This is a genomic window from Pseudomonas sp. MIACH (assembly GCF_001269925.1).
Lineage (GTDB): Bacteria > Pseudomonadota > Gammaproteobacteria > Pseudomonadales > Pseudomonadaceae > Aquipseudomonas.
The window spans coordinates 284,547-305,637 of record NZ_LHVO01000018.1; the positions used below are offsets into that span (position 1 = coordinate 284,547).

The 21,091-nt window shown below is 62.9% G+C and carries 19 protein-coding genes and 2 pseudogenes; 12 read left to right on the forward strand and 9 right to left on the reverse strand.

Features of this window, described 5'->3' with window-relative positions; translation table 11 throughout:
- Positions 1 to 36 precede the first annotated feature (36 nt).
- A complete protein-coding gene (locus AD670_RS32145; protein WP_053130018.1) occupies positions 37 to 1,392 on the reverse strand; it encodes a PAS domain-containing methyl-accepting chemotaxis protein in 1,356 nt (451 codons plus the stop codon).
- 122 nt (positions 1,393 to 1,514) lie between these two features.
- Positions 1,515 to 2,003, reverse strand: a complete 489-nt coding sequence (locus AD670_RS07615; RefSeq protein ID WP_053130021.1) for a helix-turn-helix domain-containing protein — start codon at positions 2,001 to 2,003, stop codon at positions 1,515 to 1,517.
- Between the two features lie 106 nt (positions 2,004 to 2,109).
- On the opposite strand from AD670_RS07615, the gene fabF reads away from it, so the two are divergent.
- The 3 genes and pseudogenes from fabF (at position 2,110) to AD670_RS07630 (ending at position 5,882) form a co-directional block, all read left to right on the forward strand.
- Positions 2,110 to 3,378 (forward strand): beta-ketoacyl-ACP synthase II, encoded by a 1,269-nt coding sequence (gene fabF, locus AD670_RS07620; RefSeq protein ID WP_053130023.1) that lies wholly within the window; start codon positions 2,110 to 2,112, stop codon positions 3,376 to 3,378.
- Between the two features lie 73 nt (positions 3,379 to 3,451).
- Positions 3,452 to 3,829: pseudogene (locus AD670_RS07625) on the forward strand (RidA family protein); the annotation flags it as partial.
- Positions 3,830 to 3,902: 73 nt separating this feature from the next.
- Positions 3,903 to 5,882: a U32 family peptidase gene (locus tag AD670_RS07630; RefSeq protein ID WP_053130029.1), complete on the forward strand. Its 1,980-nt coding sequence runs from the start codon at positions 3,903 to 3,905 to the stop codon at positions 5,880 to 5,882.
- Here the strand turns inward: AD670_RS07630 and AD670_RS07635 are convergent.
- Positions 5,860 to 6,762 (reverse strand): DMT family transporter, encoded by a 903-nt coding sequence (locus tag AD670_RS07635; protein WP_053130032.1) that lies wholly within the window; start codon positions 6,760 to 6,762, stop codon positions 5,860 to 5,862. The two genes, AD670_RS07630 and AD670_RS07635, sit on opposite strands and share 23 nt — an antisense overlap.
- A 109-nt stretch (positions 6,763 to 6,871) precedes the next feature.
- On the opposite strand from AD670_RS07635, the gene AD670_RS07640 reads away from it, so the two are divergent.
- Positions 6,872 to 7,315, forward strand: coding sequence for an Lrp/AsnC family transcriptional regulator (locus tag AD670_RS07640; protein ID WP_053130035.1), 444 nt, complete (start codon positions 6,872 to 6,874; stop codon positions 7,313 to 7,315).
- Between the two features lie 248 nt (positions 7,316 to 7,563).
- Complete coding sequence (locus tag AD670_RS07645) at positions 7,564 to 8,022, forward strand: transposase (protein WP_145338106.1); 459 nt, start codon at positions 7,564 to 7,566, stop codon at positions 8,020 to 8,022.
- 234 nt (positions 8,023 to 8,256) lie between these two features.
- Here the strand turns inward: AD670_RS07645 and xylB are convergent, their stop codons facing one another.
- From xylB to AD670_RS07675, 6 genes and pseudogenes are all read right to left on the reverse strand, one after another.
- Positions 8,257 to 9,717, reverse strand: coding sequence for a xylulokinase (gene xylB, locus AD670_RS07650; protein WP_053130041.1), 1,461 nt, complete (start codon positions 9,715 to 9,717; stop codon positions 8,257 to 8,259).
- 16 nt (positions 9,718 to 9,733) lie between these two features.
- Entirely contained in the window at positions 9,734 to 10,726 is a 993-nt protein-coding gene (locus tag AD670_RS07655) for a LacI family DNA-binding transcriptional regulator (protein ID WP_053130043.1), read from the reverse strand.
- A gap of 21 nt (positions 10,727 to 10,747) precedes the next feature.
- On the reverse strand, positions 10,748 to 11,680 hold the full coding sequence (locus tag AD670_RS07660; protein WP_053130046.1) for an ABC transporter substrate-binding protein: 933 nt from the start codon (positions 11,678 to 11,680) through the stop codon (positions 10,748 to 10,750).
- Between the two features lie 34 nt (positions 11,681 to 11,714).
- Positions 11,715 to 12,692: a ribose ABC transporter permease gene (locus AD670_RS07665; RefSeq protein WP_053130049.1), complete on the reverse strand. Its 978-nt coding sequence runs from the start codon at positions 12,690 to 12,692 to the stop codon at positions 11,715 to 11,717.
- The gene (locus tag AD670_RS07670) at positions 12,685 to 14,217 is read right to left on the reverse strand and encodes a sugar ABC transporter ATP-binding protein (RefSeq protein WP_053130051.1); all 1,533 of its coding nucleotides are present in this window, start codon (positions 14,215 to 14,217) and stop codon (positions 12,685 to 12,687) included. Before AD670_RS07670 ends, AD670_RS07665 begins: the two co-directional genes overlap by 8 nt.
- 165 nt (positions 14,218 to 14,382) lie before the next feature.
- Positions 14,383 to 14,634 (reverse strand): annotated as a pseudogene (locus AD670_RS07675) (cytochrome b); the annotation flags it as partial.
- Positions 14,635 to 14,800: 166 nt separating this feature from the next.
- Between AD670_RS07675 and AD670_RS07680 the strand changes: the two are divergent.
- The 7 genes from AD670_RS07680 to AD670_RS07710 are packed head-to-tail and all read left to right on the forward strand — an operon-like array spanning position 14,801 to position 21,090.
- The gene (locus AD670_RS07680; protein WP_053130053.1) at positions 14,801 to 15,478 is read left to right on the forward strand and encodes a thermostable hemolysin; all 678 of its coding nucleotides are present in this window, start codon (positions 14,801 to 14,803) and stop codon (positions 15,476 to 15,478) included.
- A complete protein-coding gene (locus AD670_RS07685; protein ID WP_053130054.1) occupies positions 15,468 to 16,946 on the forward strand; it encodes an AMP-binding protein in 1,479 nt (492 codons plus the stop codon). The genes AD670_RS07680 and AD670_RS07685 overlap by 11 nt, the downstream gene beginning before the upstream one ends.
- Positions 16,943 to 17,617: a TenA family transcriptional regulator gene (locus tag AD670_RS07690; protein WP_053130058.1), complete on the forward strand. Its 675-nt coding sequence runs from the start codon at positions 16,943 to 16,945 to the stop codon at positions 17,615 to 17,617. Before AD670_RS07685 ends, AD670_RS07690 begins: the two co-directional genes overlap by 4 nt.
- On the forward strand, positions 17,604 to 18,413 hold the full coding sequence (locus AD670_RS07695) for an SDR family oxidoreductase (protein ID WP_053130061.1): 810 nt from the start codon (positions 17,604 to 17,606) through the stop codon (positions 18,411 to 18,413). The genes AD670_RS07690 and AD670_RS07695 overlap by 14 nt, the downstream gene beginning before the upstream one ends.
- On the forward strand, positions 18,410 to 19,054 hold the full coding sequence (locus tag AD670_RS07700; RefSeq protein ID WP_053130063.1) for a tetratricopeptide repeat protein: 645 nt from the start codon (positions 18,410 to 18,412) through the stop codon (positions 19,052 to 19,054). The genes AD670_RS07695 and AD670_RS07700 overlap by 4 nt, the downstream gene beginning before the upstream one ends.
- A gap of 12 nt (positions 19,055 to 19,066) precedes the next feature.
- Entirely contained in the window at positions 19,067 to 19,729 is a 663-nt protein-coding gene (locus AD670_RS07705; protein WP_053130065.1) for a response regulator, read from the forward strand.
- Positions 19,726 to 21,090 carry an ATP-binding protein gene (locus AD670_RS07710; protein ID WP_053130068.1) on the forward strand — a complete coding sequence of 455 codons (1,365 nt, stop codon included), beginning with the start codon at positions 19,726 to 19,728 and terminating at the stop codon, positions 21,088 to 21,090. The genes AD670_RS07705 and AD670_RS07710 overlap by 4 nt, the downstream gene beginning before the upstream one ends.
- Position 21,091: the final 1 nt, after the last annotated feature.

The following is a 21,091-nucleotide window of genomic DNA, read 5'->3' on the forward strand; positions in this document are numbered from 1 at the left end:
CCTGCCCGTGCAGGTAAGCCTGTCGGTACGCGGGAATTATCCCACCCAGCCGACGGCAGTCTTGGGAATAACCTCCGACTCATCCAGTTTGGACGCGAACATACTCACGGCCTGCACCGCGTCACTGGTGCTGGTGCGGATCTGCAGGATCACCGAACCTGCCTGGTCCGCCAGGTTCACCCCGCGTTGCGCACCTTCCTGGGTGGCGTTCATGCTCGTCACCGCATCGCGGGTCTCGGAGAGGATCATGCCGATCATCTCAGCGATTTCCGCGGTGGAACGGCTGGTACGCCCGGCCAGTTGCCTGACCTCATCGGCGACCACCGCAAAACCACGGCCCTGGTCACCCGCGCGGGCAGCTTCGATGGCAGCGTTGAGCGCCAACAGGTTGGTCTGGTCGGCAATGCCGCGGATGGTATTGACGATGGCGGTAATTTGCTCCGAGCGATCGCCCAGTTGGCCGACCAATCGTGCCGAGGCTCCGATGTTGTCGGCGATGCGGCGCATTTCACTGGCGGTCTCCTGGATGACCTGGGTACCGTGCTCGGCGAACCGCTCGGTCTCGGATGAGATGTGGTAAGCCCGGGAGGCGCCGCGAGAGTCTTCCTCGAATTTCTCCACGCGCTCGGTAATGTCGCTGGCGAACTTGACGATCTTGATCAGCTTGCCGTCGCCGTCGTAGACCGGGTTGTAACTGGCCTCCAGCCACGCGATCCGGCCATGTTTGCCAAGACGCTTGAATTGCCCGGTGAAGAATTCACCGTTGTTCAAGCGTCGCCAGAAATCGGCGTACTCGTTGCTGTTGATCAAGCTCGGCTCGCAAAACAGACGGTGGTGCTTGCCTTTGATTTCGGCCAGCGAGTATCCCATCAGGTGCAGAAAGTTCTCGTTGGCGTCCAGTACCTGCCCGCTCAAGTCGAACTCGATCACCGCCATTGCCCGGTCCAATGCCACGAGCTTGCTGCGGGTCGCCGCTTCCTGTTCGACTTTAGCGGTGACGTCCAGCGCGTACTTGACCACTTTCAGCACCTGGCCACGCTCATCCAGCACCGGGTTGTAGCTGGCCTCCAGCCAGATGGTCTTGCCGTGGGCATCCACTCGTTTGAAGGTGCCAGAGACGAACTTGCCCGCCTTGAGTTCACCCCAGAACTGGCTGTAGGCCGGGCTGTTGGTCAGCGCCGGCAAGCAAAAGTCCCGGTGGGATTTGCTCGCCAATTGGTCGCGGCTGTAACCCAAGGTTTTCAGGAAGTTGTCGTTGGCACGCAGCACCTTGCCGTTGAGGTCAAATTCGACGATTGCCATGGAGCGTTCCAGGGCGTTGATCAGTCCTTTGTACTCGGTGACTTCGGCCATCCTGGTCGCCAGTTCTGTCTTGAGTGTTTTATTGAACATGACCTGCCCTCAGCGCTGCGGAAAAAACCTTCTCTGATTGGCTATCGGCCGTGAAATACGCGACTTTACGTCGTAAAAATGATTATTTTCTGACGTCAAATTCTTGTGCAGCCCCGCATGATTCAAGGCTTGGCAGCGAGTGAAGCCAATCGCTCACGCATACCGCTGCTGGCGGCCGGGCCCGCCTGCAACACACAGTGATCCAACGGTACGATCTGGCCCTCGGCACTCGCCAACATCGGCTGCACCGGTCGCCCCGTGTCCCGCTCGACCAGCTCGACACTGGTACCCTCTTCGGCGTAATGCCGGTTGCCCCAAGCCACCAGCGACATCAGCACCATGCGGAAATCCTCGCCCTTGGCGGTCGGCACATATTCATAGCGCGGCGGTCGCTCGCTGTAGGCCCTGCGCTCCAACATTCCCGCCTCCACCAACGCCGTCAGGCGGCGCGTGAGCATGTTCGGCGCAATGCCCAAGCTGCGCGAAAACTCATCGAAGCGGCGCAGCCCCTGCAACGCGTCGCGCATGATCAAGATGCTCCACCATTCCCCTACCCGTTCGAGGCTACGGGCGATGGGGCATTCGTCGCGGGTCAGGGACTTGCGCTGCATAGGGCTCCTTTGAGGCGGTGCAAAATTGTGTGACGCCATGTTACTTTCATCATGATAGTGACGTCCATAGGGTCTGAACCCTCAACGCAACCGGAGTCGATTGATCATGAGTAAACGTATCGTTGTGACAGGCATGGGTGCGCTGACGCCACTGGGTGCTGACGTTGAGTCAACCTGGAAACGCCTGTTGAACGGGCAGTCGGGCATTCGTCGCCTGCCTGAAGAGCTCATCGGTGACCTGGCCATCAGCATCGGCGGCCAAGTCCAGAGCGCGCTGCAGGATCCTGAAGCCGGGTTCGATCCTGATCGCCTGTTGGCGGCCAAAGAACAGCGCAAGATGGACCGTTTTATCCTGTTCGCACTGGCGGCGGCCGATGAAGCCTTGAAGCAGGCCGGCTGGGCACCAAAGACCTTGCAAGAACAGGAACGCACCGCAACCATCATCGCCTCGGGCGTCGGCGGCTTTCCGGCCATCGCTGAGGCGGTACGCACCACCGACAGCAAAGGGCCACGACGCTTGTCGCCGTTCACCATTCCATCGTTCCTGAGCAATATGGCCGCCGGGCATGTATCGATCAACTATGGCTTGAAAGGCCCGTTGGGGGCACCGGTCACGGCCTGTGCGGCGGGTGTGCAGGCCATTGGCGACGCCGCGCGGATGATCCGTGCAGGCGAAGTGGATGTGGCGGTGTGCGGGGGAGCCGAAGCGGCGATCCACCGGGTCAGCCTGGCCGGCTTTGCGGCGGCGCGGGCTTTGTCCAGCGACTTTAACGACGCACCCGAGCGCGCCTCGCGCCCATTCGATCAGGCGCGTGACGGTTTTGTCATGGGCGAAGGCGCCGGCATCCTGGTGATCGAGGAACTGGAACACGCCCTAGCACGCGGTGCCCAGCCGATCGCAGAACTGGTGGGCTACGGCACCAGTGCCGATGCCTACCACATGACGGCTGGCCCGGAAGACGGTGACGGCGCGCGCCGGGCGATGACGCAGGCCTTGCGCCAGGCGGGCATCGAGGCGTCCGCGGTGCAGTACCTGAATGCGCACGCCACCTCGACGCCGGTGGGCGACAAAGGCGAATTGGCGGCCATCAGGACCGTATTCGGGCCCGGTGGTCGCCTGGCGATCAGCTCGACCAAGTCCGCCACTGGGCACTTGCTCGGCGCTGCGGGCGGCATCGAAGCCATCTTCACCGTGCTTGCCCTGCGCGATCAGGTCGCACCGGTGACGCTCAACCTGGAAAACCCGGATGACCTGGCCGAAGGGTTGGACATGGTGCGCGGTGATGCGCGGCCCATGCCGATGGAATATGCGCTGTCCAACGGCTTCGGGTTTGGTGGCGTGAATGCCAGCGTGCTGTTCCGCCGCTGGGTATAAGCCAGCGGTTTGCCCCTGAGGGTATTTTCGGGGACCATGGGTGCCTTTCTGTCACTGCCAGCACGAGGCGCCCATGGCCAACCACGACCTGTCCTACACCCCCGACCCGGATGCCGAGTCGATTTCCTCCGACGTTATCGGTTTCAACGGCATCCTCGTCTCCACCCAGATCCCCACTCGCGCCGACGGCAGCCTGGAGCTGGGCGATATCACGCTGCAAAGCGAATGCACCCTGCAAGCCTTGAAAGTGGCGTTGGAAAAAGCCGGCAGCAGCATGGACCGGGTCATGCACCTGACCATTTATCTGACCGATATGGCCGACCGCGCAGCGTTCAACGAGGTCTACAAACGCTTCTTCGCCAAGCCCTGGCCCGTGCGCGCGGCGGTTGGCGTGGCTGCACTGGCGGTAGACGGCATGCGTGTGGAAGTCACGGCGATGGCCGCCAAGGCCCGAGTTGATGCCGGTCAGGCAATTCACGGCTACAATGCCCGCCTCAACCGTGACAAGCCTGACTAAAAAAACTATGTCCTTGCCCAAGCATCACCTGGAATTGCTCAGCCCTGCCCGCGATGTCGCCATCGCGCGCGAGGCCATCCTGCATGGCGCCGACGCCATCTACATCGGCGGCCCCAGCTTCGGCGCGCGCCATAACGCGTGCAACGAAGTGAGCGATATCGCTCAACTGGTGGAATTCGCCCGTCGTTACCACGCCCGCGTGTTCACGACCATCAACACCATCTTGCATGACAACGAACTCGAAGCCGCACGCAAGCTGATCCATCAGCTCTACGACGCCGGTGTCGATGCGTTGATCGTGCAAGACCTGGGCGTGATGGAGCTGGATATTCCGCCCATCGAGCTGCACGCCAGCACCCAGACCGATATTCGCACCCTGGGCCGCGCCAAGTTCCTCGACCAGGCCGGTTTCTCGCAGTTGGTCCTGGCCCGTGAGCTGAACCTGCAGGAAATCCGTGCCATCGCCGACGAGACCGATGCCGCCATCGAGTTCTTTATCCACGGCGCCCTGTGCGTGGCGTTCTCCGGGCAGTGCAACATCTCCCACGCGCAAAATGGCCGCAGCGCCAACCGTGGCGACTGCTCCCAGGCCTGCCGCCTGCCGTACACCTTGAAAGATGACCAGGGCCGCGTCGTGGCCTTTGAAAAGCACCTGCTGTCGATGAAAGACAACAACCAGAGCGCCAACCTGCGCGCCCTGGTCGAAGCCGGCGTGCGTTCGTTCAAGATCGAAGGCCGCTACAAGGACATGGGCTATGTGAAGAACATCACCGCCTATTACCGCCAGCGCCTCGACGAAATCCTCGAAGACCGTCCGGACCTCTCCCGCGCGTCCAGCGGCCGTACCGCGCATTTCTTCCTGCCCGACCCGGAAAAAACCTTCCACCGTGGCAGCACCGACTACTTTGTCAGCGACCGCAAGATCGACATCGGCGCCTTCGACACCCCGACCTTCACCGGCCTGCCGGTGGGTGTGGTGGAAAAAGCCGGCAAGCGTGACCTGCAAGTGATCACTCATGAGCCGCTGTCAAACGGCGACGGCCTCAATGTGCTGGTCAAGCGCGAAGTGGTGGGTTTCCGCGCCAACATCGCCGAGCCCAAGGGCGAGTTCGAGGAAGACGGTGAGAAGCGCTACCGCTACCGCGTCGAGCCGAATGAAATGCCGGCCGGCCTGCATCAGTTGCGCCCCAACCACCCGCTGAACCGCAACCTGGACCACAACTGGCAGCAGGCATTGCTCAAGACCTCGGCCGAACGCCGTATCGGCCTGTCATGGGTCGCACGTTTGCGCGAAGAACAGCTGGAAGTCACCGCCACCAGCGAAGAAGGCATCTGCGCCAGCGTCACCCTGCCCGGCCCGTTCGGCGTGGCCAACAAGCCGGAACAGGCGCTGGACACCCTGCGCGACCTGCTTGGCCAACTCGGTACCACCGAGTATCACGCCACCCGTATCGAACTGGATGCGCCGCAGGCGTTTTTCATTCCCAACTCGCAACTCAAGGCATTGCGCCGCGAAGTGATCGAAGCGCTGACCGCCGCCCGTGTTGCCGCACACCCGCGTGGCGGGCGCAAATCCGAAACCACGCCGCCGCCGGTGTACCCGGAAGCGCACCTGTCGTTCCTGGCCAACGTCTACAATCAGAAAGCCCGCGACTTCTATCACCGTCACGGCGTGAAGCTGATCGACGCGGCCTTCGAAGCCCACGAAGAAACCGGCGAAGTGCCGGTGATGATCACCAAGCACTGCCTGCGTTTCTCGTTCAACCTCTGCCCTAAACAGGCCAAGGGTGTTACGGGTGTGAAGACCAAGGTCGCGCCGATGCAGTTGATTCATGGCGACGAAGTGCTGACCCTGAAGTTCGACTGCAAACCCTGCGAGATGCACGTGGTGGGCAAGATCAAGGGGCATATCCTGGGGCTGCCGCAACCGGGCAGTGCCGTGGAGCATTTCAACCCGGAAAATCTCATCTATCAGGGCACGCACTGACCCTATGGGAGCGGGGCCACCACCAGCCCCGCTGCAACCCCGCCGCTGCCAGCAGAATTGCCGCCACCCCCAGCCATTGCAGCCAGCCCAGGCGATGCCCGAAGGCGATCCAATCGACGAAGATCGCCGCAATCGGGTAGATAAACGACAGTGCGCCGGTGATGGCGGTGGGCAGTTTCTGGATCGCGCCATACAGCAACACATACATCAAACCGGTGTGCACCACGCCGAGCGTCGCCAGTGCCGCCCAGGCGTTGGTGATGACCGGCAAGCTATGCCAGGGCACCAGCGGCGCCAATAGCAGCGCGCCCGTCGTCACCTGGATCAACGCCATCAAATGCGGCGGTACGTCCTTCAAACGCTTGATGATCAGTGCGGCAATCGCATACAGCAATGCCGCGCCCAGCGCCAAGGCAATGCCTGCAAGGTAATCGTCGCCGGTTGGCTGATCGCCATGGGCCGTGACAATCGCCAGCATTCCCAGGAACGCCACGCTCAGCCACGCCAGTTTCTGCACGGTGATCTTTTCCCCGAGGAACAGCGCCGCCAGCATCACCAACATGAACGGCTGCACGTTGTACACCGCCGTACTGATGGCGATCGATGCACGGGAATAGGATTCGAACAGCAGCAACCAATTGCCGACAATCGCCACGCCACTGAGCATCGCCAGGCCGAGCTTGGCCTTATTGAGCAGGTCCAGCCGCAGGTAACCCAGCAGCGCGCACACCAGCAACAGGGTCAGCCCACCGATCACGCAGCGCCAGAACACCACTTCGATCACCGACACACCGGACACCAGCACGAACCAGCCGATGGTGCCCGAAATCAGCATGGCGGTGATCATTTCCCACGAACCGCGACGGATGGATGAATCCATGATTGATGCTCCTCAAGTGAGGCTCAATTATGGCAATCTGCTTGTGAGCGGCTCCAGCGACTAAAAAAGGCAAAACCCCGAAATTACCTTTTCTTATTAGGCGAACACCATGATCGACACCATCGACCAGCAACTCATCGCCGCCTTGATGGATGACTCGCGATTATCCCTCAAGGCCCTGGCGGGCATCACCGGGCTGTCCTCGCCCAGCGTCGGCGAACGCCTGCGCCGCCTGGAAGAACGCGGCGTGCTGACCCACTACACCGTCGACATCGACCCCAAGCACTTCGGCTACCTGCTGCAAGCCATCGTGCGCATCCGCCCCCTGCCCGGCAAATTGCAGGAAGTGGAGCGCCAGATCCAGGCGATCCCCGAGTTCACCGAATGCGACAAGGTCACCGGCGAAGACTGCTTCATCGCGCGCCTGCACGTGCGCACCATGGACCATCTCGACAGCCTGCTGGATCGGATCAACGCCTATGCCGAAACCAACACCGCCATCGTCAAGAAAACCCCAGTAAAGCGACGTTTACCGCCGCTGACCAACGACTGACCCGTAACACACCGATTCCTGTGGCGAGCGGGCTTGCCCCGCGTTGGGCTGCGGAGCGGCCCCTAAACCTGAGCACTCACTATGCCTGGATAAACGCGGTGCCTTTATTGGGGCTGCTCCGCAGCCCAACGCGGGGCAAGCCCGCTCGCCACAATTAGCTGTGCAATAAAAGGATACGCAACTCAACGCGGCTATTCCGCCTCCGCTGCTAGCGTCAATGCTTCTTATCCATGGAAAGGAGCAACGGATTGCCTCGCCAGCCAAACTCTCACCTGTTACGTCGTGGTCGCTATTCAGAAACCGGTCGAGCCTACCTGGTCACCGCTGTCGTGCATCAACGCCATCCATTGTTTCGCGACTTTCGCCTGGGCCGGTTATTAGTCGCGGAATTCAAGAGGGTTCATGACTCAGGGCAGGTCAACTCGCTGGCGTGGGTGATCATGCCGGACCACTTTCATTGGTTGCTCGACCTCAATGGCACGACGTTGCCTGATGTGATGCGCCAGACCAAGTCGCGCAGCACCTTGAGCATCAACAACGCCCGTGGCAGTCGGGAGAAATTCTGGCAGCGTGGCTACCACGACCGGGCGGTGCGGGCTGAAGACGATATTCGGAAAATGGCGCGCTATATCGTCGCCAACCCCCTGCGAGCAGGGTTGGTGGAGCGAATTGGCGATTACCCACTGTGGGATGCTGTCTGGTTATGACCCATTGGGGCGAGCGGGCCTGTTGTGACAAGTGGGCTTCCTGTGGCGAGCGGGCTTGCCCCGCGTTGGGGCGCGAAGCGGCCCCTAAACCTGACCACTCATTGTGCCTGGATAAACGCGGTGCCTTTATTGGGGCTGCTTCGCAGCCCAACGCGGGGCAAGCCCGCTCGCCACAGGAAGCCCGTTCGCCACAACGAGCCTGCTCATCACAACAGCCCCTCTTGCCACAGGAAGCTAGTCGTGAAGGGCCTTTGCGGCGCTCAGTAAACCTTGAAACTTGCGATAACGCGCCGCCAACACCGGCTGCTGCGTCAGGTCAGGTTCATACCGCGCCTTGACCGGCATCCCCGCCGCCAGCAACTGCGCCCCCTGCCCCAGCGCTACAAACCCTAACTTCGCTGCGCCAATACACGCGCTCAATTCACTACCCTGCAAGGTGAAGATTTCCCGCTGCAGGATATTCGCCAGCAACTGCGCCCAGTACTCACTGCGCGCGCCGCCGCCCACCAGGGCAAAAGCGGTCACGTCAGCGCCGGTCGTCTGCACCGCACACCATGCATCCAGCAAGCCGAAACCCACCCCTTCCATCACTGCATAACCAAGCATCGCCGGTGTGCAGTCGTGGCCCAGGTTCATGAAGCCGCCGCGCAGCAAAGGATCATTGTGGGGGGTGCGTTCGCCGGCCAGGTACGGCAGGAACAGCGGCGTCCCCAAAGGCACGTGCTGCTCAATCGGCAACTGCGCCTGCACCTGCTCCAGCAGCGTCTGTTCATCGGCCATGCCCGTCAGCCGTGTGACCCAGCGCAAACAACTGGCGCCGGCGAGCATGGCGCCCATGGTGTACCAGCGGTTGGGCAGCGCGTGGCAGAAGCTGTGCACTGCACTGGCCGGATTGCCCGCCGCATGGTCGGTGATGGCGACGATGGCAGCGCTGGTCCCCAGGGTGATGAACCCATCACCGGCGTTGACCGCGCCGATGCCGACGGCTGCCACAGGGTTGTCCCCACCACCGCCGGCAATCACCACGTCAGCTGATAAGCCCAGTCCCGTGGCCGTCAACAAAGCGCTCGCCGCACCACCTTCCACCAGCCTGGGCAATTGCTCAGGCGTAAGGCCTGTAGCGCGAACCATGGGGGTAAACCATTGCCGCCGCGCCACATCCAGCCACAACGTACCCGCTGCGTCGGACATCTCGCTGATGCGCTCGCCACTCAAACGCAAGCGCAGGTAATCCTTGGGCGACAGCACGCAATCAATCGCCTGGAACACCTCGGGTTCATGCTGTTGCAACCACAGCAGTTTCGGCGCGGTCAGCCCGGCCATGGGCAGGCTGCCGGTCACCTCGGCAAAGCCCGCTCCAAGGCGTTCGGCTTCGGCCACGGCACGGGAGTCGTCCCAGAGGATCGCCGGGTACAACACGCGGTTGTCCGCCCCCAGCAACACCGCGCCGTGCATTTGCCCCGACAGGCCGATACAGGCCACGCGGGTAAACGCCTCGTGTCTGCGCAGTTGCTCCAACGCCTGCAAGCAGGCTTGCCACCAATCTTCCGGCGCCTGTTCAGACCAGCCGCTGTGCCGGCGCGACACGCTCAAGCGCACGCCGGCATGGGCCAGCACCGCGCCCGTGGCGTCCATGAGGATGGCTTTGAGTTCCGATGTGCCCAGGTCAATGCCCAGGGAAACAGGACTGTTCATGCGTGTGTTATTCCAATCAATGACAGCCACAGGAGTTACGTAACTGCAGGGTCGGCGCGAGACGCACACTTTGGGGCGGTGCGTCAGGCGACGCCATGCGCTGCAGCAACAGGTCGACCGCGCGGGCGCCGAGGGCCTTGACCGGCTGTGCGATCAGGCTCAGGCGCGGCACGAAAAAATCCGCCCAGTCAAAATCATCAAAGCCCACCAGGGCCATCTGTCTCGGCACTTCAAGCTGCGCGTCACGCAAGGCGTGCATCGCGCCGAGGGTCATCAGGTTATTGCCGGCCATGATCGCCGTGGGTGGCGAAGCCAGGCCCAGCAACTGCACCGTGGCCTGGCGCGCAGGCTCAGTGTTGGAGCCGCCGTTGACCAGCAACTGCGGATCAAACGCCAACCCCGCCGCGTGCAACGCCGCGCGGTAACCCGCTACCCGCTCATCCGTAGTACTGAACCCCGTGCGCCCGGCGATAAAACCGATGCGGCGGTGCCCGTGCCCGATCAGGTGTTCAATCAGCGCCTGGGTGGCCTGGGCATTCTCCACCCCGACCTGGTCAAACTGCTCGCTCATCATCCGGTCCACCAACACCGTCGGAATCTCGTTGGCGCGCATGTATTCCAGGGCCATCGAACCGTTCGACGGCGCCAGCACAATACCGTCGACCCGCCGATGATGCAGCGCCGTGACGACCCGCAGCTCCTGCTCCGGGTCGTCGTGGGTGTCGACAAACAGCATCATGTAGCCGTGTTTGGCGCACTCGGTTTCAATCGCGTGCACCGTCTCGCTGAAGTAATGGTTGGACAGCGCCGAGATCGCCACGCCAATCGTGTTGGTACTCGACCGCGCCAGCGAGCGCGCCAGGGTGTTGGGGATATACCCCAGCGCCTGGATCGCCTGCTGCACCGCCAGCACCGTGGCCGGGCTGACTTTGCGGGTGCCGTTCAACACGTGTGACACGGTCGACGTCGACACCCCCGCCCTGCTTGCCACGTCATCCATGGTCACCACGACGCTGTTCCTCTCACGCTATCAATGTTTACTCGACCAGCCGCTGTACGTACCGACGTTGTCGCGGGTGATCAGTTTTGGCGTGAGCAGGGTCACCGCTTCGGCCGGGGCCTTGTCGTTGAGCAGGTCATTGCCGACATTCACCGCGGTCTGCGCCATGGCCCACGGGTCCTGGCTGGCAGATGCCTGGATCTGGGTGTCGGTCTTCAGCGCGTTCTCGATATCCGGGGCGCCGTCCACGGAGGTGATGATGATGCCGCTGCGCTTGAGCTGCTTGGCCGCCAGGTCGCTGCCGATGGCTTGCGGGTCGTTGATCGCAAACAGGCCGTCGATTTTCGGGAAGCGCGTGAGGTAGCCCTGCATCACGTTCAGGCCGCCTTCGCGGGAGCCTTTGCCGTCCTGGTCATCGGACAGCACCTTGATGTCCGGCGCGCCGGCCAACGCGGCTTTACAGCCTTTGACGCGGTCGGTCACGGCGGTGACTTGCGGGCCGTTCTGGATAATCACGTTGCCCTTGCCGGAGAGCTTGTCCACCAGGTATTGGCAGGCCAGCTTGCCGGCTTCGACGTTGTCGGTCTGCACGGTGGCATTCACGCCCTTGGCGTCAACATCCACCGCCACCACCACGATGCCGGCATCGCGGGCTTTCTTGATCGCCGAGGCCATGGCCGAAGGGTCGACGGCGTTGATCAGGATCAGGTCGACCTTGGACGAGATAAAGTTGTCGATCTGCGAGAACTGCTTGCTCAGGTCATAGTCGGCCGACACTGAGGTGACCTTGACGTTGGGGTTCAGCTCCTTGGCCCGGGCCGTGGCGCCATCGGCCAGGGTCACGAAATAGGGGTTGCCGAGCGAGCCCATGCTGATACCCAGGGCCTTGAGTTCGCGGGCCTCTGCGGCCTGGGACATCACAGCAGCCAAGGCAATGACGGGAAACATGCGTTTAAGGTTCATGCGGGTCTCTCTTGTGATTGTTATGGGAGTGAAATCAGGTCCGCGCACCGGACTGGCGATAGCGATCCAGCGCAACCGCGCCGATGATCACGATGCCCTTGATGATGTACTGCCAGATATCCGACACCCCCAGCAGCACCAGGCCGTTGGTGAGTACCGCGATGATCAGCGCGCCGATCAGCGTGCCGCCGATGGTACCGACGCCACCGGTAAAACTGGTACCGCCGAGGATCACGGCGGCAATCGCATCCAGCTCGTAGGATTGCCCCAGTTGCAGGCCGTTGGCGGCGAACAGGCGCGAGGCGCTCATCACCGCACCCAGCCCGGCCAAGGCGCCGGACATGGCGTAGACGAACAGCAGCACCTTCCACACCTTGATCCCGGAGAGTCGCGCCGCTTCCGGGTTGCCGCCCACCGAATAGATCTGCACGCCCATCACCGTGCGGCGCAGGATGAACCACGACAGCGCCACCACCGCCACGGCGATCACCACCAGCCAGGGCACGCCAAGGATCGAGTCGTTGCCGATAAAGGCAAACGGCAGGTCGGGGTTGAACACGGTTTTGTCATCGGCCAGCAGACGCGCCAGGCCGCGCATGGCGGTGAGTGCGCCAAGGGTGACGATAAACGGCGGCAGGCGCATAAAGGCAATCAACCCGCCGTTGACCAGGCCCAGCAGCAGGCCGAAGCCGATACCGGCCGCAATCCCGAACATGCCGAACTGCGGCGACATCGACGCCTGCAGCGCCACCACGGCCGACGCCGCCAGGATCGCCCCTACCGACAGGTCGATCCCCGCCGTGAGGATCACAAAGGTCATGCCCGCCGCCAGCACCACGTTGACCGAGGCCTGTTGGGTGATGATCGACAGGTTCTGCATCGTCAGGAAGTTCTCGCTGGCCAGGGCGAAGCCCACCAGCAGCAGGATCAGCACCGGCAGCATGCCGACCGTGCGCATCAACTCGCGAACGCGTTCTGCCTTGCCTGTTGTTGCAATCATCGAATCAGCCATGGGCAACCACCTGATCGCCACCGGTGGCGAGGTCAATAATACGTTCCTGGGAGATGACGTGACCGGAGGCCCCGCCGACTTCGGCCACCAACTGGCCTTCGCGCATGATCAGCACCCGGTCGCAGGTGCCGATGATTTCCGGCAGCTCGCTGGAGATCACCACGATGCCCACGCCGGCCTGCGCCAGTTGATTGATGATGCGGTAGATCTCGGACTTGGAGCCGATGTCCACGCCGCGTGTGGGCTCGTCGAGGATCAGCACGTGCGGCTTGACCTCCAGCAGCCGCGCCAGCAAGACCTTCTGCTGGTTGCCGCCGGACAACGCGCCGACATTGACCTTGCCCGACGCCACGCGAATCGACAGTGACTTGATTGCATCATTGGCACGTTTCAAGCCATGGCCACGGTCGAGCACGCCGCCGGCGCGGGCATCCGGCACACAGGCGCAGACGTTGATGTTGTCGGCCACGCTCATGTCCAGGAACAGGCCCTGGGCCTTGCGGTCTTCGGTGAGGTACACCACGCCGGCACGAATCGCATCCGCCGGGTTGCGCAGTTGCGTCACGGTCTTGCCCACCACTTCCAGGGTGCCGCTGGTGCGCGGATCGGCGGCGAAGATCAGCCGCGCCAGCTCGGTGCGCCCTGCCCCGACCAGCCCGGCGATACCCAGCACTTCACCGGCATGCAGGTCGAAACTGCAGTTGCGCACGCGCTTGCCATCGGCCATGTCACGCACGCGCATCACCACCGCACCGGGGTCGTAGGCGGCATGTTCCTTCTTGTAGAAACCGGACAGATCGCGGCCGACCATCATCTTCACGAGGACTTCGGCCGACAGCGCGTCGCGGCTCAGTTCGCCGATGTATTGGCCGTCGCGCAGCACCGAGACACGGTCCGACAGTTCATAGATCTCGGCCATGCGATGACTGATGTAGATGATCGCCAGGCCCTGGCTGCGCAGCTGCTTGATCAGCGCAAACAGGCGGTCGGTCTCGCGCGACGACAGCGGCGTGGTCGGTTCGTCCATCACCAGGATCCTGGCGTGGGCGTGCAAGGCCCGGGCGATTTCCACCAGCTGGCGCTCGGCAATCGACAGGCTGCTGACCTTGGTGGCTGGAGTGAATTCGGCGCCCAGGCGTTGCAGGACTTCGATGCAACCGGCTTGCATGCCCTTGCGGTCGATGGTCCAGCCCCGGCGCAGTTCGCGGCCCAGGTAGATGTTCTCGGCCACGCTCAGGTTCGGGCACAGGCTCAATTCCTGGTAGATCACGGCGATGCCGAGGGCTTTGGCGGTGGCGGGGGTAAAGGTGGCGACGGGCTGGCCGGCCATGCGGATTTCACCGCCGGGATCGGCCTGGTAAGCGCCGGAGAGGATTTTCATCAGGGTCGATTTGCCGGCGCCGTTCTCCCCCATCAAGGCGTGGATTTCGCCGGGGTAGACCTTCAGGCCGACATTCTTGAGCACGCGCAAACCGTTGAAGGTTTTGCTGATGCCCTGCATCTCAAGCAAGGGTTCAAGGCTCATCAATGAGCTCCTGGTTTTATTATTTTTGTAGTTCAGCCCTCTTTGAATCAGAGCCGATTGCCACCGACTCTAATCAGATACATTTACTTACGCAAGCGCTTGCGTAGGCCGTTTGTCGCTAGAAGAAACGTTTCATCAAGCACATAAAGTTCGTTTTTTGCATTTCTAACGTTTTGGCAGCATGCGCATCAGGGTGTTGTCGCGCACCCAATAATGGTGGAACAACCCAGCGGCAGCGTGCAGGCCGATCAACCAGTAGCCAGCACTGCCCAGCCACTCATGCCAGTGCTTGAATTGCTTGGCCAGGTCAGGGTCCACCGCCACCAACGATGGCAAGGCAAACTCGAAATACGGCACGGGCTTGCCTGCGGCGTTGAGCATCAGCCAGGCCAGCAGCGGCGTCACGATCATCAAGCCTTGTGCAGGTGGTGGCCGCAAGCGGCCGTGGGAAGACCGCGCCACCCTGCCCGCGAAGTCTTAAGGCAGTCTGAAGATCGGGAAAGATATCCTTTTGCCACCTTCAGACTTCGTTAAGAAATGCCTCCGATACTCCTCCCAACTTCACTGGGGAGGCGTACTGCCAATGCCCGATATCGATTGGAACATTTCCTTGCCGCTGCTGTTCGGCCATGCCGACAGTGCACCGATGCGCCTGTCCCGCGCCCTGCCCCAAGACCCGCAGCGGCCTGCCTTCGAAGCGTTTATCCAACAACGTTTTCGCCTTGCCCACGGCGCCGATATCCGCCACTTCATGCCGCAGTTGTTTGGCGTCAGCCAGGCCGACGGCGAGCTGTGTGCCGTTGCCGGTGTGCGCCTGGCAAGCGCCGAGCCGTTGTTCCTGGAGCGTTACCTGGACCATCCGATCGACCCGCTGATCAGTGCCGCCGCCGAACAACCCGTGGAGCGCGGCGCCATCGCCGAAGTCGGCAACCTTGCGGCCAGCGACACCGGCAGTGCGCGCCTGAGCATCATCGCCATTACCTGGCTGCTGGCCATGGGCGGCCTGGAGTGGGTGGCGTTCACCGGCAATATCGGCCTGGTCAACAGCTTCCACCGCCTGGGCTTGAAGCCCGTCACCCTGTGCGCGGCCGACCCCCAGCGCCTGGGTGATGAGCGCCATCACTGGGGCAGTTACTACGAAAGCCAACCATGGGTGCATGTCGGCAATATCCGCGCCGGGTTCATCCATTTGCGCAACATGGGCCTGTTCTCACGCCTGGGGTTGCCAACCACTTTTGAGGACGCCAGCCATGTCGCCTGAAACCCAGCGCTTCCACGCGGTACTGCGCGGCCATGCCGAACGCCTCGATGGCGCCGTCGCCCTGTGGGGCGACAGCTTGAAAATGGATTACGCCCAGATGTTCGCCGAAGTGGCGTATCGACAGGAGCGCCTGCGCGACGAAGGCGTCAAGGTGGTCGCCCTGGCCCTGGACAATGGCGTCGAGGCCATGCTGTGGGACCTGGCGGTGCTGTTCGAAGGCTTGACTTGCCTGACGTTGCCGCCGTTCTTCAGCCCGGCCCAGCGCGCCCATTGCCTGGAACAGAGCCACGCCGAACGGGTGATCGCCGAGCCGCATCTGGCGGCTGAATTGCTCGCCAACGGCTATCAACCGTGCGGCGAATTCTGGTGCCGCACCTTTGAGGGCCGCCCTTCGATACCCGCCGGCACGGCCAAGGTGACGTTCACCTCCGGCACCACCGGCGCGCCCAAGGGCGTTTGCCTGAGCGCCAACAGCCTGCTGCGGGTGGCCCGCGAGCTGTACCAGGCCAGCCACAGCAGCGACCCACGCCATCATCTGGCGCTGTTGCCCATCGCGATTTTGCTGGAAAACCTCGGTTGTTACGCCGCGCTGTACGCCGGCGCCACCTTGAGCTTGCCCAGCCAGAAGAGCCTGGGCATCCAGGGCGCCAGCGCAGTGGACGCGGCCCAATTGCTCGGCTGCCTGGCAACGCGTCAGCCCCACAGCCTGATCCTGGTGCCGCAATTGCTGTTGATGCTGGTGATTGCCGCCGAGCAAAAGGCCTTCAGCCCTCAGGGTCTGCGCTTTGCCGCCGTCGGCGGTGCGCGCGTCTCCAAGGCCTTGCTGCAGCGCGCGCAGCAACTCGGCGTGCCGGTATACGAAGGTTATGGGCTGTCGGAATGCGCCTCGGTGGTGTGCCTCAATCGCCCCGAGGCACACCGTCCTGGCAGCGTCGGCCGGCCACTGCCCCACGTGGAAATCCGCCTGGCCGAAGACGATGAAGTGCTGATAAAGGGCTCGACGTTACTCGGCTACCTGGGCCAGACAGACCAGCCCGAACAATGGTGGCCCAGCGGCGATCTCGGCGCCTTTGACGAGGACGGTTTTCTCTACCTCAAGGGCCGCAAAAAACATCAGTTCGTCACCAGTTACGGGCGCAACGTCAACCCGGATTGGGTCGAGGCCGAGCTGACCCAGGGCGGTGTGATCGCCCAGGCATTCGTGTATGGCGAAGCCCTGCCGCAGAACCACGCCCTGCTCTGGCCCCATCGCGCCGATTGCAGCGACGCGCAACTGGCCGCCGCCGTCGACGCAGCCAATAGCGGCCTGCCCGACTACGCCCAGGTGCATGGCTGGACGCGCCTGACCGAACCCTTCACCGCCGCCAATGGCTTGCTCACCGCCAATGGCCGGCCACGGCGCGACGCGATTGTCGACCGTTATCAAAGCCAATTTGCCCCAGCATTCAACGAGGAAGCCTCATCGTGAATTTTTTCGACACGCTGCAAGAAGCCACCCAGCAGGAACGCCAGGCGCTGTTCAACCTGCCGATCATCCGCGACGCCCTGGAGGGCAAGGTCAGCCTCGACAGCTATCGCGCCTTCCTGGCCCAGGCCTACTACCACGTGCGGCATACCGTGCCGTTGATGATGGCCTGCGGTGCGCGCCTGCCTTCGCGCCTGGAATGGCTGCGCAAGGCCGTCTGCGAGTACATCGAGGATGAATACGGCCACGAGCAGTGGGTGCTCAATGACATTGCCGCCTGCGGGGGGGATGACGACGCGGTACGTGACGGGCGCCCCGGTTTACCCATCGAGTTGATGGTCAGCTACCTCTACGACCTGATCGCCCGTGACAACCCGGTCGGCCTGTTCGGCATGGTCAATGTGCTGGAAGGCACCAGCATCGCCCTGGCCACCCACGCGGCCGGCAGCATCCGTGAGCGCTTGCAACTGCCGGCAACGGCCTTCAGCTACTTGAGTTCCCATGGGTCCCTGGACATCGGCCACATGGAAACCTATCGCCGCTTGATGAACAGCCTGGACGACCCCGATGACCAGGCCGCCGTGATACGCGCCTCCAAGGTGGTGTATGCGCTCTACACCGACATGTTCCGCAGCCTGCCGCGTATCGGGGAGGCGCCCCATGCGCCTGTCTGAAACGCGCGTGGTGCTGACCGGCGCCAGCGGCGGCATCGGCCTGGCGATTGCCACCGCCCTGTGTGCCAGTGGTGCCCAGGTGCTGGCCGTGGCCCGTCACCGTGCACCGCTGGAGGGGTTGCTTGAGCGCTACCCGGAGCAACTCTGCTGGGTCGGTGCCGACCTGACCTTCCTCGCCGACCGCCGTAAGGTGCTGGCCGCCGCCGAAGCCATCGGCGGCATCAACCTGCTGATCAACGCCGCCGGCATCAATCACTTCGCCATGCTTGAGCAACTCGACGACAGCGACATCAACGGCATGTTGGCGCTGAACATCACCGCGCCGATCTGCCTGACCAAGCTGCTGCTGCCATTGCTCAAGCAAGCACCGAGCGCCATGGTGGTGAATGTCGGTTCCACTTACGGCTCCATCGGCTATCCCGGCTACGCCACCTACTGCGCCAGCAAGTTTGCCTTGCGCGGGTTCTCCGAAGCATTACGCCGGGAACTGGCCGACACCCGCGTCGGCGTGCTGTACGTGGCGCCGCGTGCGACCCACACCTCGATGAACAGCCCGGCGGCGCAGGCCTTGAACGATGCGCTCAAGTCCAACGTCGACGACCCGCACACCGTGGCGTCTGCGGTGATCCAGGCCATCGCCAACCAGCGTCGCGATCTGTACCTGGGCTGGCCGGAGCGTTTTTTTGTGCGCCTCAACAGCCTGCTGCCGAACCTGGTCGACCGCGGTTTGCGTAAACAGCTGCCGCTGGTACGCCGCTTGAGCGACACACCTGAGAATAAGGACCCGAAGCCATGAAACAACTCTTTACCGCGCTGCTGCTCACCGCCCTGAGCCCCTTCACCTGGGCGATGGACGCCGTCGACCAACAACGCCTGAACGAGATCCAGACGCGCTGGGCGCACATCCAATACAACTTGCCCGAGGAACAGCGGACCCAGGCCTTTGAACAACTCGCCACCCAGGCCACGGCCTTCACCCACGACCGCCCCCAAGCCGCCGAGGCGTGGATCTGGTCAGGGATCGTCACCAGCAGTTGGGCGGGCGCCCAGGGCGGGCTTGGCGCGTTAAGCAAGGTCAAGGCGGCCAAGGTCGACCTGGAAAAAGCCCTCGCCCTGGACCCCAAGGCCCTGCAAGGCTCGGCCTATACCAGCCTGGCCGCCCTGTACGACCGGGTGCCCGGCTGGCCAATCGGCTTTGGCGATGCGGACAAGGCCGACGCGCTGCTCAAACAAGCCTTGCAACTGAACCCGGCAGGCATTGATAGTCTGTACTTCTGGGGTGACCACCTGTACCGGCAAAAACGCTATGGCGAAGCCCGTGATGCCTTGCAAAAAGCCCTGCTGGCCGCGCCCCGGCCCGGTCGCGAAACCGCCGATGCCGGGCGGCGCAAAGAGATCGAAGGCGTGCTGGCTGACATCAACCAAAAACTCAAATGACAAGGAGTCTGCGTGCGCCTTTTACTGATCGAGGATGACGTAGCGTTGGGCGAAGGCATTCAACAGGCGCTGGTGCGTGAGGGCTACACCGTCGATTGGCTGCAGGATGGCAGCAGCGCCTTGCATGCACTGCTCAGCGAAACCTTCGATGCGGCAGTGCTCGACCTCGGGCTGCCGCGCATGGACGGTTTGGAGGTGCTGCGGCGCCTGCGTGACGGTGGCTCCAACCTGCCGGTGCTGATCCTCACCGCGCGGGATGCCACCGAAGACCGCATCGCCGGGCTGGACGCCGGCGCTGACGATTACCTGATCAAACCCTTCGACCTGGCTGAACTCAAGGCTCGCCTGCGTGCACTGCTGCGCCGCAGCGCTGGCCGGGCGCGGGTGGTGATCGAGCACGCGGGCATCTGCCTGAACCCAAGCACACAGCACGTCACTTACCACGGCACACCGGTGCTGCTCACGCCCAAGGAATATCAACTGCTGCACGAACTGCTGTCGCCGCCGGGCCGCGTGATGACCCGCGACCAGCTGATGCAGTTGCTCTACGGCTGGAACGAAGAAGCCGAGAGCAACACCCTGGAAGTACATATCCATCACCTGCGCAAGAAATTCTCCAGCGAGCTGATCCGCACCGTGCGCGGCGTTGGCTACCTGGTTGAGGAGCGCCAATGACCTCGATTCGGCGGCGAACCCTGAGCCTGATTATCGGCCTGCTGCTCACCGGGCTGCTGGTGATCAGTGTGCTCAACCTGCATGACAGCAATCACGAAATCGCCGAGGTCTACGACGCACAACTGGCGCAGAACGCCCGCCTGCTCCAGGGCGTCATGAGCATGCCGCTGGCCAGCAAGGACCAGGCCGATCTGTATCGCGCCTTCAACAAAGCCTTGGGCAACGCGAAGCCCAAGGTCGACGGACATCCATACGAAAGCAAGATCGCCTTCCAAGTGTGGAACCCACAGGGCGAGCTGTTGGTGTTTACCACCAGCGCCCCATCATTTGCCGCTCCTCCCGCTCAACCGGGGTACAGCAACGTCGACGATGTCAACGGCCGCCAATGGCGCGGCTTCGTGCTCAAGGACAAGGACAACGGCCTGCGTATCTGGGTCGGCGAGCGTGATGACGTGCGCTCCGACCTTGTCGGCCGTATCGTCCGCCACACCCTGTGGCCGAACGTGCTGGGCAGCCTGATCCTCGCCGCCATGGTCTGGCTGGCCATCGGCTGGGGCCTCAAGCCGCTGGCCGATATGGCGGCCACCTTGCGCGCGCGGCATTCCGGTTCACTGGAGCCGATGCAACTGACGCCCTTGCCCATGGAGTTGGAGCCGATGCAGGCGGCGTTGAACCGTATGCTCGCGCAGATCCAGGACATGCTCGGCCGTGAGCGGCGCTTTATCGCCGATGCCGCCCACGAAATGCGCACGCCCCTGGCGGTATTGCGGGTGCATGCGCAAAACCTGCTGGAAGCCGGCACTGAAACCGAACGGCGCGAGTCCCTCGCCTTCCTGATCAGCGGTGTCGACCGCACCAGCCGCCTGGTCAACCAATTGCTGACCATGGCACGCCTGGAACCCAGCGCCGGGCTGCCCCCCGTCCACGCCATCGACCTGGCGACCACGGTGCGTGAAACGCTGATTCAGCTGACACCCTGGCTGCTGAGCAAAGGCCTCGAATTGGTATTCGATGTCGACGATGCCCAGTACCCCGTAACGACCGATGCCGGCGCGATCAATATCGCCCTGACCAACCTGGTGACCAACGCGGCGAACTTCTCGCCGGAACACGGCGTGATTACCGTCAGTTTGGGCAAAACAGCCAAGGGGCTGGTCCTGAGCGTCGACGATCAGGGCCCCGGCATCGACGAGAGTCAGCGTGAGCGGCTGTTCGAGCGTTTCTACAGCCGTGGCAATGCCCAGGGCGCCGGCCTGGGCCTGACCATCGTGCAAGCCATCGCCCAACGCCTGGGCGGCCAAGTGCGCCTGGACAACCTGGCGGCTGGTGGTCTGCGGGCGAGCCTGGAAATCCCGCAGTGAT

What these genes read in the sequence shown, in the direction of transcription:
- AD670_RS07700 (WP_053130063.1), top strand. Translation starts at nt 18,410, where the DNA reads ATGAAACAACTCTTTACCGCGCTGCTGCTCACCGCCCTGAGCCCCTTC.
- AD670_RS07660 (WP_053130046.1), bottom strand. Translation starts at nt 11,680, where the DNA reads ATGAACCTTAAACGCATGTTTCCCGTCATTGCCTTGGCTGCTGTGATG.
- AD670_RS07695 (WP_053130061.1), top strand. Translation starts at nt 17,604, where the DNA reads ATGCGCCTGTCTGAAACGCGCGTGGTGCTGACCGGCGCCAGCGGCGGC.
- AD670_RS07685 (WP_053130054.1), top strand. Translation starts at nt 15,468, where the DNA reads ATGTCGCCTGAAACCCAGCGCTTCCACGCGGTACTGCGCGGCCATGCC.
- AD670_RS07635 (WP_053130032.1), bottom strand. Translation starts at nt 6,762, where the DNA reads ATGGATTCATCCATCCGTCGCGGTTCGTGGGAAATGATCACCGCCATG.
- AD670_RS07640 (WP_053130035.1), top strand. Translation starts at nt 6,872, where the DNA reads ATGATCGACACCATCGACCAGCAACTCATCGCCGCCTTGATGGATGAC.
- AD670_RS32145 (WP_053130018.1), bottom strand. Translation starts at nt 1,392, where the DNA reads ATGTTCAATAAAACACTCAAGACAGAACTGGCGACCAGGATGGCCGAA.
- xylB (WP_053130041.1), bottom strand. Translation starts at nt 9,717, where the DNA reads ATGAACAGTCCTGTTTCCCTGGGCATTGACCTGGGCACATCGGAACTC.
- AD670_RS07670 (WP_053130051.1), bottom strand. Translation starts at nt 14,217, where the DNA reads ATGAGCCTTGAACCCTTGCTTGAGATGCAGGGCATCAGCAAAACCTTC.
- AD670_RS07710 (WP_053130068.1), top strand. Translation starts at nt 19,726, where the DNA reads ATGACCTCGATTCGGCGGCGAACCCTGAGCCTGATTATCGGCCTGCTG.
- AD670_RS07615 (WP_053130021.1), bottom strand. Translation starts at nt 2,003, where the DNA reads ATGCAGCGCAAGTCCCTGACCCGCGACGAATGCCCCATCGCCCGTAGC.
- fabF (WP_053130023.1), top strand. Translation starts at nt 2,110, where the DNA reads ATGAGTAAACGTATCGTTGTGACAGGCATGGGTGCGCTGACGCCACTG.
- AD670_RS07680 (WP_053130053.1), top strand. Translation starts at nt 14,801, where the DNA reads ATGCCCGATATCGATTGGAACATTTCCTTGCCGCTGCTGTTCGGCCAT.
- AD670_RS07665 (WP_053130049.1), bottom strand. Translation starts at nt 12,692, where the DNA reads ATGGCTGATTCGATGATTGCAACAACAGGCAAGGCAGAACGCGTTCGC.
- AD670_RS07630 (WP_053130029.1), top strand. Translation starts at nt 3,903, where the DNA reads ATGTCCTTGCCCAAGCATCACCTGGAATTGCTCAGCCCTGCCCGCGAT.